Below are 14,106 nucleotides of genomic sequence, written 5' to 3'. Positions count from 1 at the left end.
TGGGGACAAGGCGGCAGCAAAATAATGAGGCTAGGCCATTGACTGCCGCGCGATGGAAGGTGCCGCTTGTACTCGGCATCGCATTATCTCCGCTCCTTCTGGCCGGTTGTAGCCAGACTTCTTCCCACGGCATGTCCGTCGCCAATCTGACTGACTCCCTCAAGCCGTCTTCCCGTGCGCGGCCCTACCGGTACACGTCGCGTGACAAGGAATGCCTTGAACGCGCAATGTTCTTCGAGTCCAATCGCTCCAGCCGTGATGGCATGGTGGCGGTCGGAACGGTGGTGATGAACCGTCTCAGGTCCGGCCAGTACAGCGATTCCATCTGCGGTGTAGTTGGACAAAAGCGGCAGTTCGCGCCCGGCGTGATGACCCGCCAGATGAATTCCAAGGCTATGCCTGATGTTCAGGAGGCGGCTGAGGCCGTTCTCAAGGGCGAGCGCGCGCCAAAGCTGAACAACGCCATGCACTTCCATACGGCTGGCCTGAAGTTCCCTTACAAGAACATGCATTACATCACCGTGGCCGGCGGCAACGCTTTTTACGAAAAGCGCGGCCGCAAATGGCAGCCACTGCCGCCGGATACCGGAACGGCGTTTGCATTTGCCGGCCCGACGACTGCGCCCGCAGCTGATGGCGTGCCGGGTGTCCAGACGCCGGCCCTTATGGTTGCCTCCGCCGAGCCGACTGCGACAGCCACGGCCGCATCCTTTGCCGCTGCACCTGCCGGCGCTGCATCTGCTGTTGAAAAACCGATTCTCGTCGCCTCGGCCGCCGCTACGCCCCTGCCTGAAGCCAGGCAGTTCGGGGAGGCAAGACAGGCCAGGATCGCCTACGACCGCCAGCCTGACGCGGCCCGTTTCGGTGGCGCTTCGGCCGCGCCGCAGAGCACGCCCTTCATGACCGCATCCGCTTCGGCGAACGAGGCGCAGCCGGTCATGGGGTTCGAGTCCACTCCCGACGACACCAGCGCCATCGGCGCGTTGATCGTCAAGGAAGGGCGTCCTTTCGACGAATAGCGGACAATTCGCGGACGCCTCCTGCCGCCCAGACATCTGTTCGGCTTGGCGCATTCGCTCTATACGAATCGCATGTCCAAGCGAATCGCCGGCCCCGAGATCGAGCGCCTGATCCAGCTTCTGGCCAAGGTGCCGGGGCTGGGACCCCGTTCGGCGCGCCGCGCTGCCCTCCATCTCATCAAGAAGAAGGAGCAGCTTCTGCAACCGCTGGCCGACGCCATGGGCGAAGCTGTCGAGAAAGTGCGCATCTGCTCCGTTTGCGGAAATGTCGATACAGCCGATCCCTGCCTGGTCTGCACGGATCCGCGACGCGACGACGCCACGCTGATCGTCGTCGAGGATGTCGCCGACCTGTGGGCGCTGGAACGCGCCGTGGCGATGAATGTGCGCTACCATGTCCTCGGCGGTACGCTGTCGCCGCTGGACGGCATTGGTCCGGACCAGCTGAACATCAAGGCGCTGGTCGATCGCGTCGCCGGCGGGGCGGTGCGCGAGTTGATCATCGCCGTCAACGCCACGGTCGAGGGCCAGACTACCGCGCACTACCTCACCGACCAGCTTGCTGGCTTCGACATCAAGGTGACACGGCTGGCGCACGGCGTGCCGGTCGGCGGCGAGCTGGACTATCTGGACGAAGGCACGCTGGCGGCGGCGCTGAAATCACGGACGGCGTTTTGACGAAAACGGTCGTCAATTCTCCTCGGACCAGGCTTTGAAAATCGCAATGACTGCCGCCAAGTCCAGGGCCCCGCAAGCAGCATGAAATGTATTGTCTCTGCGGAAGCAAACCCACCATGACGCATCATCTTCATAATTGTGACGGATCTCATCGAAAGCAATTGTCTCAAGTGCCGTACCGGTAAGTTCGATTTTTAAGCGCCAACCGGGATTGTCGAGTGTATCAATCGCTATTCCGAAGCTGTGTTCCCAATCGCCGTTGCAATGACGAGCATACCAGTTGACCAGCCAATCCATTCCGCTTTCTTCTGCCACGGTCCCTCCCGATGCATGAGGATGAACTGAATAGCATCATGTTACTATCAACAATAAGGCTGAAGCTAAGGTTGATCCTGCTGCCGATGTTTGTAGTCGCAGTTTTGACTGCGCAGCTAACGCCATCGTCCGCCGCCAAAATCGACGACCAGTTCCAATCCTGGCTGCAAGCCGATCTCTGGCCGGAGGCCAAGGCAAAAGGTATTTCGCAAACGACCTTCGATGCCGCCTTCGACGGCATCAAGCCCAATCTCAAGCTGCCCGATCTCGTCCTGCCCGGTGAGAAACCCAGGACGCCCAAACAGCAGCGCCAGGCCGAGTTCGGGTCGCCGGGCAATTACTTCGCCGAAAAGGTGATCGGCGCAGTAGCGAGCGGGGGCCGCGCCCGCTCCGGCAAGTATGCCAAAACACTAGCCGCCGTCGAAAAGCGCTATGGCGTGCCGGGCGAGGTGGTGCTCGCCATCTGGGGCCGCGAGTCCGGCTTCGGCGCGGCGAAAATGCCTTACGACGCTTTCGAGGTGCTGGGCACCAAGGCTTTCCTGTCGACCCGCAAGGACATGTTCCGAACCGAGTTGCTGGCGGCGCTGGAGATCGTCCAGCGTGGCCTGGCGCCGGCCGGAGCCATGCGGTCGTCCTGGGCCGGCGCGCTCGGCCAGCCGCAATTCATGCCGACTTCGTTTCTCAAGCACGCCGTGGACTTCGATGGCGATGGCGCGGTCGATATCTGGAATTCTGTCCCCGATACGCTCGGCTCCATCGCCAACTATCTTGTCCACTACGGCTGGGCCTCTGACCGCGACTGGGGTTTTGAGGTGACCGTGCCGGACAGCCTTTCCTGCGCGCTGGAAGGGCCGGACCGCGGCAAGCCGATTGCGCAATGGGCTTCGATGGGCGTGACGCGCGTCGGCGGCAAGCCGTTCCCGGCCCGGGAGGCGAAAGCCGAGGGTTTCCTGATGATGCCGGCGGGGCGCAACGGTCCGGCCTTCCTCGTCACGCAGAATTTCTACGTGCTCAAGGAATACAATATGAGCGATCTCTATGCGCTGTTCATCGGCCACGGCGCCGACAGGATCGCCCATGGCGACAGGAAGTTTTCGGCTGCGTGGGGAGCTGTCGGCGGACTCCATCGCTCCGATGTGGCGGCCCTGCAGCGGGCTTTGCAGGCGAAGGGCTATGACGTCGGCGGCGCCGACGGGCTGCCCGGCTTCAAGACCCGCCGCTCGATCGGCGATTGGCAGGCGAAGAACGGCCGCGCCGCGACCTGTTTTCCCGATGCGGAACTGGTGAAGGCGGTGAATTGATTTTCTTCGTCCCGTTTACGGGGCGCGGGAAAGGAACTACGCCGCCTGCGACAGCTCTCTTTGAACCTCCGCCAGAAGCTCGAACGACCGCACCCGCGCGGCGTGGTCGAAGATCTGCGCCGTTACCATCAGCTCGTCGGCCCCGGTGCGCTCGACGAAGGCCTCGATGCCGCGCCGCACCGTATCCGGCGAGCCGACCACGGCTTGCGACAGCGCATGGCCAAGCATGGCGCGCGCTTGCGGGTCGAGTTGCGTCTCGTAACCCTCTACCGGCGCCGGCAGCTTGCCCGGCCTGCCGCTGCGCAGATTGACGAAGGCCTGCTGCAGCGAGGTGAAATGCAGTTTCGCCTCCGCGTCCATGGGCGCTGCGATGACATTGATGCCGAGCATCACATATGGCTTTTCGAGATGTTTCGATGGCTGGAAGCGCGAGCGGTAGACCTCCAGCGCATTGTCCAGTTCCGCTGGTGCAAAATGCGAGGCGAAAGCGTAGGGCAGGCCGAGCATGGCGGCGAGCTGGGCGCCGTAGAGGCTCGAACCCAGTATCCACACCGGAACATTCTGGCCTTCGCCGGGCACGGCGCACACGCGCTGCCCTTCCTCCGCCGGGCGGAAATAATTCATCAGCTCGATCACGTCCTGCGGAAAGGTATCGACGCTGGCCTCGAGATTGCGGCGCAACGCCCTGGCCGTGAGCATGTCGGTTCCCGGCGCCCGCCCGAGGCCGAGGTCGATACGGCCTGGAAACAATGCCGCCAGCGTGCCGAATTGCTCGGCGATGACCAGCGGCGAATGGTTCGGCAGCATGATGCCGCCGGCGCCGACGCGGATGGTCTTGGTGCCGCCGGCGACATGGCCGATGACGACGGCTGTGGCCGCGCTGGCGATGCCGACCATATTGTGATGCTCGGCCAGCCAGTAGCGCTTGTAACCGAGCCGTTCGGCATGGCGTGCGAGATCGAGCGAGTTCGCCAGCGATTGCGCTGCGTCGCCACCCTCCGGCACGGGGGCAAGATCGAGGACGGACAGTTCGGCCATGGCAACGGGTCTCCGGGATCCGCTGGATATGGAGGCCGGAGACCCGTTCTGCAAGCGGCCGAAAGTCCAATCCTCAGGCGGCAGTCTTCGTCTTGGCGCGGCTCGCCCTGGACGGCGCTGTTTTCGGCGAAGTCGGCTTCGAGGGCGCCACACGGCGTTGCGGGCGCCGCTTCGGCAAATTTTTCAGCGGCTTGGCTGCATTGTCCGCAAAAGCGATGCGAACGGCCTCGGCAATGCTCGAAACGACGAAATCGGCATTGGTTTTTTCCTCGGTTATCGCGCTTGCGTGGCTGTCGTCGTCCGTCGCCATCGGTACGAGCAGTCCGACCCTCAGCTTGGAATCGCGCCGCTTCAGCCGCCTCACCGTATGCCGCGCCTGGGCTAGGGATGCTGCGTTGAGGTAGATCAGGATCACGGTGTCGACGTCCTTCACGGCAATATCCTTGAACCGGTCAGGTTCGATCGCTTCGTATGAAGCGGCCGCTGCCGTCGCCCCCTGAACCTCGAGCACCTGGACGACCATCTCTGCTGCTGCGTCGTCGATTTCGCCGCGTCCGCCGATGCACAGCAGCGTGCGTCCCTCGCCATCCGGCAAGGTTTCGTCGGGTGTATCGTCCTCGTCCTTTTCCGCCTTGGCATCGTCGCCATTGTCGCCGTTTTCTTCTTCTTCCTCGTCTGCGGTTTCGCTCAGTTCCTGCACCAGTGTCTGGGCCGCCGAGGCAAAGCGTATCCGCTGCTCGTCGGTCATGACGCCGCGCTGGCGGTCCAGTTCTGCCAACGCCAGCGCCGGCAGTCCTACCTTGTCGTAGAAAGAGACGAGATATTCGTCCTCCAGGAAGTCCTCGGCATAATCGGCAGCCTCATAGGGATCGCCGGCCAGCAGCCTCTGGTAGACGCGGGCATGCGGCTCCAGAACCGGCTCGTCACCAAGCAGCACATCGAGGAATTCGAACTGCGAAACATGCCGCCCAAGAACCACCAGGCAAACGGTCAGCGGTGTCGACAGCACCAGCCCAAGCGGCCCCCAGAGCCATGCCCAGAAGATGGCGGCGATGATGATGGCAAGCGGGGAAAGGCCGGTCTGCGAGCCGTAGAGCCATGGCTCAAGCACGTTGTTGGAGATGAGTTCCATGGCGATGAAGAGGCCTACCGTCCACAAAAGCGGAGCCCACCCTGGCGATACCGCCACGGTAAGAAGCATCGGCAGGATCATGCCGATCGCCGGACCGATATAGGGCACGAAGCGCAGAACCAGTGTCAGCAGGCCCCAGAGCATGGCGTTGGGAATATTCAGCAGCCACAGGCCGAGCGCGATCGGCACCGCATAGATCGTGTTGATCAGGAGCTGCATCAGAAGATAGCGTCCGACCCTCTTGCCGGCGTCCTGCAGGGCCTCGGTCGTCTTGTGCAGGTCGCCATAGCCGGCAAGCCGGATGAAGCGGTCACGCAATCCTTCCCGCTCAAGCAACATGAAAATGACCACGACCACGATCAGGCCCGCGGTGGCGAACGGACTGATCAGCGGCACGACGATGTTCCGCAGGATGTCGAGCGGGCTTTCACGGTAGATGATTTCGACCGGCAGCGGTTGCGGGCCTGGAATGGTCGTGGACTGCTGCGTGCCGGCCTGCAATTCCTTGCCTACCCTTTCGACCATGTAGGTGAGCCGCTCGACAAGGCCGCCGCCTGCGCCCATCTCTTTGAGGGAGCGGACCTTTTCGACGATATTGGCCTGGTAGGTCGGTATGTTCTGGGCAAGGTTCGAAACCTGCGTGGCCACAAGGAAGGCAAACGCCGCAATGACCAGGAAAGTGATCATGACCGTCAGGATGACGGCCACCACTTTCGGCACCGACCACTTCCGCAGTCTCGACACGATGGGCGCGAGCGCAAAGGTGAGGAGAAGTGCAATGGCAAATGGGAGCAGGACATCCTTGGCGAGGTAAAGGATCGCCGTCACGCCGATGATGGTGACGACCGGCGGCAGCGACAGCCGCGTATGCCGCGCCGCTCCGCCATCGGCTAGCGGGGCGGTCATCTGTGGAATTTCGGTATTCGTCGCCACCTTTCGCCCCTCCTGGTGGGCATCGCCCGGACTGCACCATGCAGCGCACGGTTTTCGTCGGGAGGGAAGTCACATTCGTCGGTCAGCTTCGCGGTTTGTCTTGAAAAGAACCCTTATTCGCCCTTTTGCCCGCTGGCCGCGGTCAATACGGAACAGTAACAGCCGCGTCGGCACTCAAGACATCAGCGGTCCGGGCAGAAACGCAGTCCAGCCGACGAGGTTCCAGTGCGAGGCGGGGCGCGCCGCCTTGGACAGGCCAACCCTGGCGCCGAACCTGTTTCGCCACGGCAACAGCCATGAATTTCATGGCTGCCATTCCGTTTTGGCGCTTGAACTCTCGGCTCGCGCGCGTATGTAAGCGACGCGAATTGAGTTCAGGGAAACAGATTTGGCTATCTACAGGGAAAAAGACTTCTCCGAGCGGCGCAATGCCGCAGACGAAGCAAGAAAGGCGCTCTTGGAGCGCTTCAAGGCGAAGCCGGCGGCAGATGACCCGGCGGTGTTGGCAAAGCGGGCGGAACGCAAGGCGATCCTCGAGGCCCGCGCGCTCCGTGAAGCTGAAAAGCTGAAGCAGAAGCAGGAGCGGCTGGCCCGTGAGGCTGCCGAAAAGGCGGCCAGCGAAGCCGCCGAAGAAGCCGCTCGGCTCGAAGCCGAGATCCAGGCTGCCGCCGACGCCAAGATTCGCGAAGCCGAGGAAAACGAGCGGATCGCTCGCCTTCTGGCTGACGAAGCGGAACGCAAGGCCAAGCGCGATGCGCGCTATGCAGCGCGCAAATCGCGTAGCGGTCGCGCTCCTCCCGGCTTCTCGGCGCGCTAGCTTCAAGAATCGGCTGAATTTTTTGATGCAGGCTGCCCGCGAGGGCGGCCTGCATATGCCGTTGCCTTATGCATGTCGCCCAAAGGTGGGCAGCGGTTTTGGGAAACGACATGACTGAAATACGTCGGTTGAATCCGTCTTGACGTGACGTGCTTTGTCGCGATTCAGGCGGCGAGCTTGAGACCGACGATCCCGGCGACGATCAACCCGATGCAGGCCAGCCTTGTCACGGTCGCGGGTTCTCCCAGCAACCAGATGCCGAGCATGGCGGTGCCGACCGTGCCGATGCCGGTCCACACGGCGTAAGCCGTCCCGACCGGAAGCGTCTTCAGCGCCAGGCCGAGCAGGCCAAGGCTGACGATCATCGAGGCGATGGTGAGAAGAGTAGGCAGCGGCTTGGAAAAGCCATCGGTGTATTTGAGCCCTATGGCCCAACCGATTTCGAACAGCCCGGCAAAGAACAGAAAAATCCACGACATGACGTGCTCCGTTTCGTTGGCGGGCCGTCCAGCCGGGTTTCAATGGCGAGGTCGTCCTCGCCTCGGGAATATATGAATTTGTCGGCAGTCTTTCAACCGGATCACCGGCGGCTCGCGCCGCCGGTGCAGCCTTCCGCCGTCTATTTTTCCTTGATGCGCATCGCCTTCACCGGCGGCGCTTTCGGGGCCGCGGCGGCTGCCGGCTTCTTGGCATCCTTTTTCGGTTTGCGGGCTTCCTTGCTCGCCTTCATCGCACCTTTGGCCATGATTCGTTCCTCCAAATTGTTACGAGCGGAGTGAAGCAAGAGTCCTGCCCGACTGCAAGGGATGCTCGCAGATGGCTCAGGCCTCACGGTGAAAGGGTCTGGGCTTTGGCGGTTGAAACGCTATCTTCGGCTGACAGAGCAATGGAAGCAGGCATGGCGGCGCACGGCGGATCGAAGAAAGTCATCTACGCAGCGCTGGCCGGCAATCTGCTGATCGCGGTGACCAAATTCGTCGCCGCCTTCTTCACCGGCAGTTCCGCGATGTTGTCGGAAGGCGTCCATTCGCTGGTCGATACCGGCAATGGCGGGCTGCTTCTCTATGGATTGCACCGCGCCGCGCGTCCGCCCGACAAAACCCATCCTCTCGGCCATGGCCGCGAGCTTTATTTCTGGAGCTTCATCGTCGCGCTGCTGGTCTTCGCCCTCGGCGCCGGCGTCTCCTTCTATGAAGGCGTCATCCACATCATGGCGCCGGAGCCTGTGGAGAACCCCAGCGTCAACTATATCGTTCTTGCCTTGTCGATGCTTTTCGAAGGCAGCTCCTGGTGGGTGGCCCTTAGGGAATTCCGCCTTACCAAGGGCAAGCTCGGCTGGTTCGAAGCCGTGCGGCTGAGCAAGGACCCCAGCGTCTTTACGGTGCTGTTCGAAGACAGCGCGGCCTTGCTCGGCCTGCTGATCGCTTTCGGCGGCATACTGGCAGCCGACATTTTCGATATTCCGGAACTCGATGGCGTCGCCTCGATTGGCATCGCGGCCATCCTCGCCACGACGGCCATCTTCCTTGCGCGCGAAAGCAAGGGTCTGTTGATGGGCGAGCCGGCATCGCCGGAGGTGCAGGCCAAAGTGATGGACATCGTCCAGAATGATCCCGCCGTGCAACGCGCCAACGGCGTCCTGACCGTCCATATCGGGCCGACCGAGATCGTCGCCGGCCTCAGTATCGAATTCGAAGACCATCTGACCGCGCCGGAGATCGAGGCGTGCGTCGAGCGGCTGGAGGAAGAGCTGCGGCGGGAGATGCCGGAAATCACAAATCTGTTCGTCAAGCCGCAGACCACAGGCACCTGGGAGCGGCGGCGCAAGGCGATTGTGGACGCATCGCCGCCGAGTGGTTAAATCGTCCACCTGCGGGTATGGCGAGGGGTCTTGTCTGGGGACCGTCGCCAATGCCCGGACCGAGAGGAGAGCTGGGATGAGAATTGACGGCGGCTGCCATTGCGGCGCGATCACTTACGAAGCCGAGGTGGATCCCGACAAGACATCGATCTGCCACTGCACCGATTGCCAGCAACTCACCGGCACCGCTTTCCGCGTGACAGTGCTGGCCCCGGAAGACAAATACGAGGTCACCAAGGGCACGCCGAAGGTTTATATCAAGCTTGGTGAGAGTGGCGCCAAGCGGGCGCAGGCTTTCTGTCCGGAATGCGGTTCGCACCTCTACGCCACCTCGGTCGGCGACGGACCGAAAATTTACGGTATCCGGGTTGGTACGGCCAAACAGCGTGACAAGCTCGTGCCGAAAACGCAGAAGTGGCACCGCTCGGCGCTCCACTGGCTGCCGGAATTCGAGGACATGCCGGCGACTGAAAAACAGTAGCCGCGGGCCGGCGGACTTTACTCGCCGTCTTCGACGACGCGCAGACGCAACTGCCCGGTTTTCGAATCCACCCGCTTGGCGGGCTCCGCCTGAGGTTTTTTTTCGTCTAACGCATCGGCGCTGTCCGCTGTCTGCGTGGCGAACTCCATCGCTTCGATCTTCTGCCCGCGCTTGGTCACCTTCGAAGAAGACACGAGGATTTCGTCGATGTCCTTGGAGGCCTGGCCGAAATGGCTTTGCAGCTTGCGCACACGGTCGTCCAGCCGGCCGACATCGTCCATCAGCCGGATGACCTCATGCTGGATCAAATGCGCCTGCTCGCGCATGCGGGCGTCCTTCAGGATCGCCTGCACCACCTGGATCGACAGCATCAGCAGCGATGGTGAGACGATGACGACGCGGGCGCGGTGGGCGCGCTGCACTAGCGCCTCGAAATTCTCGTGGATTTCGGCGAACACCGATTCCGACGGCACGAACATGAACGCCGTATCCTGCGTTTCGCCCCGGAGCAGGTATTTCTCGGCGATGTCACGGATGTGGACTTCGATATCGCGCCGGAACGCCTGCGAAGCCACCTTCTGCAATTCAGGGCTCTCGGCGGCGCGAATGGCGTTCCATGCCTCCAGCGGGAACTTCGCATCGATGACGAGCGAAGCGGTGCCGTTCGGCATCTTCACCAGGCAATCGGGGCGGCTGCCGTTCGAAAGCGTCGCCTGGAACTCGTAAGCGCCCATCGGCAGCCCGTCCGCGACGATGGCCTCCATGCGCGATTGCCCGAAAGCGCCGCGCGTCTGCTTGTTCGACAGGATCGCCTGCAATTGCACGACCTGCCCGGCCAGCGACTGGATGTTGCCTTGCGCGGTGTCGATGACGGCCAGCCGTTCCTGCAGTTTGGCCAGGCTTTCATGGGTGGATTTCGTCTGCTCGGTCATGGTCTGGCCGAGCCGGCCGGTCATGGCATCGAGGCGTTGGCCGATGGATTGCGTCAATTCGGCCTGCCGCGCGCCGAAAACTTCGGCGATGGCGCCCATGCGCCCCTGCATCTCGGCCTGCGACTGAAGGATGCCGGCCATCCGGGCCTCGGAGTCGCGGGCAATGTCGGCGGCTTCCGCCGCGGCCACGGCGCGCGCCTTGGCGGAGCGCCACAACGCAACGACAAGCGCCACCATGAGGACAACAAGCAGGATGACCAGAAAACCCAGCAACTGGCCGAGTGTGAGCACGCTCGCGCCAAGCCGCACGATCGGTTCCGAAAGAATGCTGTCGAGTTCGTTCATCGCCGCAGCATAGATGATTCGCGATCGGCTAACAGATCAAAACGGGAACGTGCGTTCCAGTTGACGCTTTTCGTGCAACGTCTTAGGTGAGCATCATGCCGATCAAGCCGCTCATCATTCTTCCTGACCCCATTCTGCGCCTGGTGTCCAAGCCCATCGAGCGCGTCGATGCGCCACTGCGCAAGCTGGCCGATGACATGCTGGCCACGATGTACGATGCTCCGGGCATTGGTCTTGCCGCGATCCAGATCGGCGAACCGCTGCGGATGCTGGTGATCGATCTCGCCAAGGAGGATGAGGAGCCGGCTCCGCATGTTGTCATCAACCCGGAAATTCTCGAAAGCGGCGAGCAGCGCTCGGTCTATGAGGAGGGCTGTCTGTCGATCCCGGATTATTATGCCGAAGTCGAGCGCCCGGATTCGGTGCGGGTGAAATATCTCGACCGCGACGGCAAGGAGCAGGAAATGCTCGCCGAGGGCCTGATGGCGACCTGCCTGCAGCACGAGATCGACCACCTCAACGGCGTTCTCTTCATCGACCACATCTCCAAGCTGAAGCGCGACATGGTCGTGAAGAAGTTCAAGAAGCTGGCCAAGGACAAGGCTCCAGGCCGGCTGGTGGGGTAGGCCCGACCTCACACCAGGCCTGCTACCAGCCAGGCGAGGCCCGCCCGCACCAGGCCGCCGATCAACGACCAGACGCCCGGCGCCAGCGACAGCGCGACGATGATCCAGAGGCCGAGCGGCCGTACCCTCAGCGCCAGAGTCTTGCGGCGTGTCTGCTGCGGCTTGCCGTCCTGATATTGTGTTTCACATGCTTCCACTTCCGCAAGCGCGGAAGCAAGGGGAGTCCCAGATACGCGGTGTGTCATCGCACTCTCTCGAAATTTGTCTGATGTCCGAGGCTAAGCGCGTGGGGATTGGGGTGGATAAGTCGCCCTCTTCGTTCCTGCCAGTTCTCGCCAGCATGGCGAAGCCTTGACGTTGCGTGCGGAAACCCGTTGAACGAGCCGTCTTGGAACGGAACGGCTGCATGCTTCGCGTCGTCTTCATGGGAACGCCGGATTTCTCGGTGCCGACGCTGCGTGCTCTGGCGCAGGCCGGGCACGAGATCGCCGCCGTCTATACACAGCCGCCGCGTGCCGGCGGCCGGCGCGGGCTGGAGGAAGTGCCCTCGCCGGTGCAACGCGAGGCTGAAAGCCTAGGCATTGAGGTTCGCACGCCGGTCTCCTTGAAGGGCGAGGCCGAGCAGGAAGCATTTCGCGCGCTCGGGGCCGATGTCGCCGTAGTCGTCGCCTATGGCCTGCTGCTGCCGAAACCCGTGCTGGAGGCGCCGCGTCTGGGCTGCCTCAACAGTCACGCCTCGCTGTTGCCGCGCTGGCGCGGCGCGGCGCCCATCCAGCGTGCCATCATGGCTGGCGATCACGAAACCGGTATGATGATCATGAAGATGGAGCAGGGGCTGGATACCGGTCCCGTCGCGCTGCTTGAAAAAACCGCAATCGAACCCGACATGACCGCCGGCGACCTGCATGACCGGCTGATGGCGATGAGTGCATCGCTGATGATGCGGGCGCTCGAGTTGCTCGAAGAGGACAGGCTGGCCTATACGCCGCAGTCGGCTGAAGGGGTGACCTACGCGTCCAAGATAGATAAGGCTGAAGCTCGGATAGACTGGACGCTTCCGGCGAGCGAAGTACACAACCGCATCCGTGGCCTTTCCCCTTTTCCAGGGGCGTGGTGCGAGGCGGAAATCGGCGGCCGGGTGGAGCGGCTGAAACTGCTGCGGTCGACCTTGCCGGCACAAGCCGAGGACCGGTCCGGCGAACCGGGAGGAATTCTCGACGACCGGCTGACGATTGCGTGCGGAGCGGGCGCGATCAGGCTGGTCGAACTCCAACGGGCGGGCGGAAAGCCCGTCAGCGCGCCACAGTTTTTGCATGGCGCGAAGATCGAAGAAGGAATGAAATTGTCATGAGCATGATGTCGATACGGGCGGCGACGCCGGGCGACCGCGATGCCATACGTCAGGTCGAGGAACATGCATTCGGCCAGGCCGCCGAAGCCGGCCTTGTCGATGCGCTGATCGGCGAAGGCGATGCGGTGGTCGAACTGGTTGCCGTCGAAGAAGGTCAGGTGGTCGGCCACATCCTGTTTTCGCGGCTGTTCGTCCAGACGGCCGGCGGGAAGGTCCCTGCCGTGGCGCTGGCGCCGCTGGCGGTGGAACCTTCATTCCACGGCACGGGCATTGGCGGCGCTTTGATCAGCGAGGGCCATATCCGTCTCAAGCTGGCTGGCGAGACGCTGTCTGTGGTTCTGGGCGATCCTGCTTATTACGGCCGCTTTGGCTATACGCATGATCGCGCGGCAAGGTTTGAAAGCGTCTATCATGGCGAAGCTTTGCAGGCACTGGCCTGGGGCGATGCGCCGGAAGCCGGCCTGCTGGTTTATCCTTCGGCCTTCGGTTCGGCGCTGGCCGCCTGATCGGAGCCTGATGCCGCGCTTTCGCCTCGACATCGAATATGATGGCGCCCCCTATGCCGGCTGGCAGCGGCAGGCCGACCATCACACGGTGCAGGCGGCAATCGAGCAGGCATTGGAGAGGTTCTGCGGCGAGGCGATCACGCTGCGCGCCGCCGGCCGCACCGACGCGGGCGTTCACGCTGCCGGACAGGTGGCTCACCTGGACCTGGCGAAAGCATGGTCGACCGACAAGGTGCGCGACGCGGTCAACGCGCATCTCCAGCAGGCGGGCGAGCGTGTGACAGTCTTGAAAGTTGCTGCCGTCCCGGACGATTTCGACGCGCGGTTTTCCGCCACGGGCCGGCATTATCTCTACCGCATCTCCAACCGAAGAGCGCCGCCTGCACTGGACCGCGGCAAGGTCTGGTGGGTTCCCAAGCGGCTCGACGCCGCCGCCATGGACGAGGCGGCGAAGGTGCTGCTCGGCAGGCACGACTTCACCACCTTCCGCTCCACCCAATGCCAGGCGAACAGCCCGCTGCGCACCCTTGAGCGGCTGGAAGTGGTTCGCGATGGCGACGCGATCGATATCCGCGCCTCCGCCCGCTCGTTCCTGCACAATCAGGTTCGCTCGATGGTCGGCTCGCTGAAGCGAGTAGGCGACGGCGGCTGGTCGGCGAACGATCTGAAGGCGGCACTGAAAGCCCGGGACCGCGCTGCCTGTGGGCAAGTCGCTCCGCCCGACGGCCTATTCCTCGTCAAGGTAGACTATCCGGACGAAGGCTAGAATCG

The 14,106-nt window shown here is 62.8% G+C and carries 17 protein-coding genes; 10 read left to right on the top strand and 7 right to left on the bottom strand.

Going from position 1 to position 14,106, the window contains the following annotated elements; all coding sequences use genetic code 11:
* Positions 1–38: 38 nt before the first annotated feature.
* Together J2X35_RS10435 and recR are read left to right on the top strand one after the other, a co-directional pair.
* Positions 39–1,019 carry a cell wall hydrolase gene (locus J2X35_RS10435; protein WP_310185100.1) on the top strand — a complete coding sequence of 327 codons (981 nt, stop codon included), beginning with the start codon at positions 39–41 and terminating at the stop codon, positions 1,017–1,019.
* A 72-nt stretch (positions 1,020–1,091) separates the two neighbouring features.
* A complete protein-coding gene (recR, locus tag J2X35_RS10430) occupies positions 1,092–1,697 on the top strand; it encodes a recombination mediator RecR (protein WP_056116380.1) in 606 nt (201 codons plus the stop codon).
* Positions 1,698–1,709: 12 nt separating this feature from the next.
* Here recR and J2X35_RS10425 read toward each other — a convergent pair whose 3' ends face one another.
* Positions 1,710–2,012, bottom strand: a complete 303-nt coding sequence (locus tag J2X35_RS10425; protein ID WP_310185097.1) for an immunity 53 family protein — start codon at positions 2,010–2,012, stop codon at positions 1,710–1,712.
* An 86-nt stretch (positions 2,013–2,098) separates the two neighbouring features.
* Between J2X35_RS10425 and J2X35_RS10420 the strand changes: the two genes are divergently transcribed.
* On the top strand, positions 2,099–3,313 hold the full coding sequence (locus J2X35_RS10420; RefSeq protein ID WP_310186104.1) for a lytic murein transglycosylase: 1,215 nt from the start codon (positions 2,099–2,101) through the stop codon (positions 3,311–3,313).
* A 36-nt stretch (positions 3,314–3,349) separates the two neighbouring features.
* Here J2X35_RS10420 and J2X35_RS10415 read toward each other — a convergent pair whose 3' ends face one another.
* Positions 3,350–4,351, bottom strand: a complete 1,002-nt coding sequence (locus J2X35_RS10415) for an LLM class flavin-dependent oxidoreductase (protein WP_310185095.1) — start codon at positions 4,349–4,351, stop codon at positions 3,350–3,352.
* Positions 4,352–4,424: 73 nt separating this feature from the next.
* Entirely contained in the window at positions 4,425–6,416 is a 1,992-nt protein-coding gene (locus J2X35_RS10410; protein ID WP_310185093.1) for an AI-2E family transporter, read from the bottom strand.
* Positions 6,417–6,804: 388 nt separating this feature from the next.
* Here J2X35_RS10410 and J2X35_RS10405 point away from each other — a divergent pair, with 388 nt between their 5' ends.
* Positions 6,805–7,233, top strand: coding sequence for a DUF6481 family protein (locus J2X35_RS10405; RefSeq protein WP_310185091.1), 429 nt, complete (start codon positions 6,805–6,807; stop codon positions 7,231–7,233).
* Positions 7,234–7,397: 164 nt separating this feature from the next.
* Here J2X35_RS10405 and sugE read toward each other — a convergent pair whose 3' ends face one another.
* Positions 7,398–7,712 carry a quaternary ammonium compound efflux SMR transporter SugE gene (sugE, locus tag J2X35_RS10400; protein ID WP_056114263.1) on the bottom strand — a complete coding sequence of 105 codons (315 nt, stop codon included), beginning with the start codon at positions 7,710–7,712 and terminating at the stop codon, positions 7,398–7,400.
* A 140-nt stretch (positions 7,713–7,852) separates the two neighbouring features.
* Positions 7,853–7,978, bottom strand: coding sequence for a hypothetical protein (locus J2X35_RS10395; protein WP_310185089.1), 126 nt, complete (start codon positions 7,976–7,978; stop codon positions 7,853–7,855).
* 153 nt (positions 7,979–8,131) lie between these two features.
* Here J2X35_RS10395 and J2X35_RS10390 point away from each other — a divergent pair, with 153 nt between their 5' ends.
* Together J2X35_RS10390 and J2X35_RS10385 are read left to right on the top strand one after the other, a co-directional pair.
* Positions 8,132–9,094 (top strand): cation diffusion facilitator family transporter, encoded by a 963-nt coding sequence (locus tag J2X35_RS10390; RefSeq protein WP_310185087.1) that lies wholly within the window; start codon positions 8,132–8,134, stop codon positions 9,092–9,094.
* A gap of 76 nt (positions 9,095–9,170) precedes the next feature.
* The gene (locus J2X35_RS10385) at positions 9,171–9,575 is read left to right on the top strand and encodes a GFA family protein (RefSeq protein ID WP_310185086.1); all 405 of its coding nucleotides are present in this window, start codon (positions 9,171–9,173) and stop codon (positions 9,573–9,575) included.
* A gap of 17 nt (positions 9,576–9,592) precedes the next feature.
* Here the strand turns inward: J2X35_RS10385 and J2X35_RS10380 are convergent, their stop codons facing one another.
* Positions 9,593–10,852 (bottom strand): DNA recombination protein RmuC, encoded by a 1,260-nt coding sequence (locus tag J2X35_RS10380; protein WP_310185083.1) that lies wholly within the window; start codon positions 10,850–10,852, stop codon positions 9,593–9,595.
* 95 nt (positions 10,853–10,947) lie between these two features.
* On the opposite strand from J2X35_RS10380, the gene def reads away from it, so the two are divergent.
* A complete protein-coding gene (def, locus tag J2X35_RS10375; protein ID WP_310185081.1) occupies positions 10,948–11,478 on the top strand; it encodes a peptide deformylase in 531 nt (176 codons plus the stop codon).
* An 8-nt stretch (positions 11,479–11,486) separates the two neighbouring features.
* On the opposite strand, the gene J2X35_RS10370 is transcribed toward def, so the two are convergent.
* Positions 11,487–11,723, bottom strand: coding sequence for a hypothetical protein (locus J2X35_RS10370; RefSeq protein ID WP_156459867.1), 237 nt, complete (start codon positions 11,721–11,723; stop codon positions 11,487–11,489).
* A gap of 161 nt (positions 11,724–11,884) precedes the next feature.
* On the opposite strand from J2X35_RS10370, the gene fmt reads away from it, so the two are divergent.
* The 3 genes from fmt to truA are packed head-to-tail and all read left to right on the top strand — an operon-like array spanning position 11,885 to position 14,101.
* Positions 11,885–12,829 carry a methionyl-tRNA formyltransferase gene (fmt, locus tag J2X35_RS10365; protein WP_310185078.1) on the top strand — a complete coding sequence of 315 codons (945 nt, stop codon included), beginning with the start codon at positions 11,885–11,887 and terminating at the stop codon, positions 12,827–12,829.
* Positions 12,826–13,335 carry an N-acetyltransferase gene (locus tag J2X35_RS10360; protein ID WP_310185076.1) on the top strand — a complete coding sequence of 170 codons (510 nt, stop codon included), beginning with the start codon at positions 12,826–12,828 and terminating at the stop codon, positions 13,333–13,335. The genes fmt and J2X35_RS10360 overlap by 4 nt, the downstream gene beginning before the upstream one ends.
* A gap of 10 nt (positions 13,336–13,345) precedes the next feature.
* Positions 13,346–14,101, top strand: a complete 756-nt coding sequence (truA, locus tag J2X35_RS10355; protein WP_310185072.1) for a tRNA pseudouridine(38-40) synthase TruA — start codon at positions 13,346–13,348, stop codon at positions 14,099–14,101.
* Positions 14,102–14,106: the final 5 nt, after the last annotated feature.

This window comes from Mesorhizobium sp. BE184 (assembly GCF_031457045.1).
In the GTDB taxonomy this organism is placed as follows: domain Bacteria; phylum Pseudomonadota; class Alphaproteobacteria; order Rhizobiales; family Rhizobiaceae; genus Mesorhizobium.
Note: the sequence above shows the minus strand (reverse complement) of the source record. Positions and strands in the feature narration are given on the sequence as shown.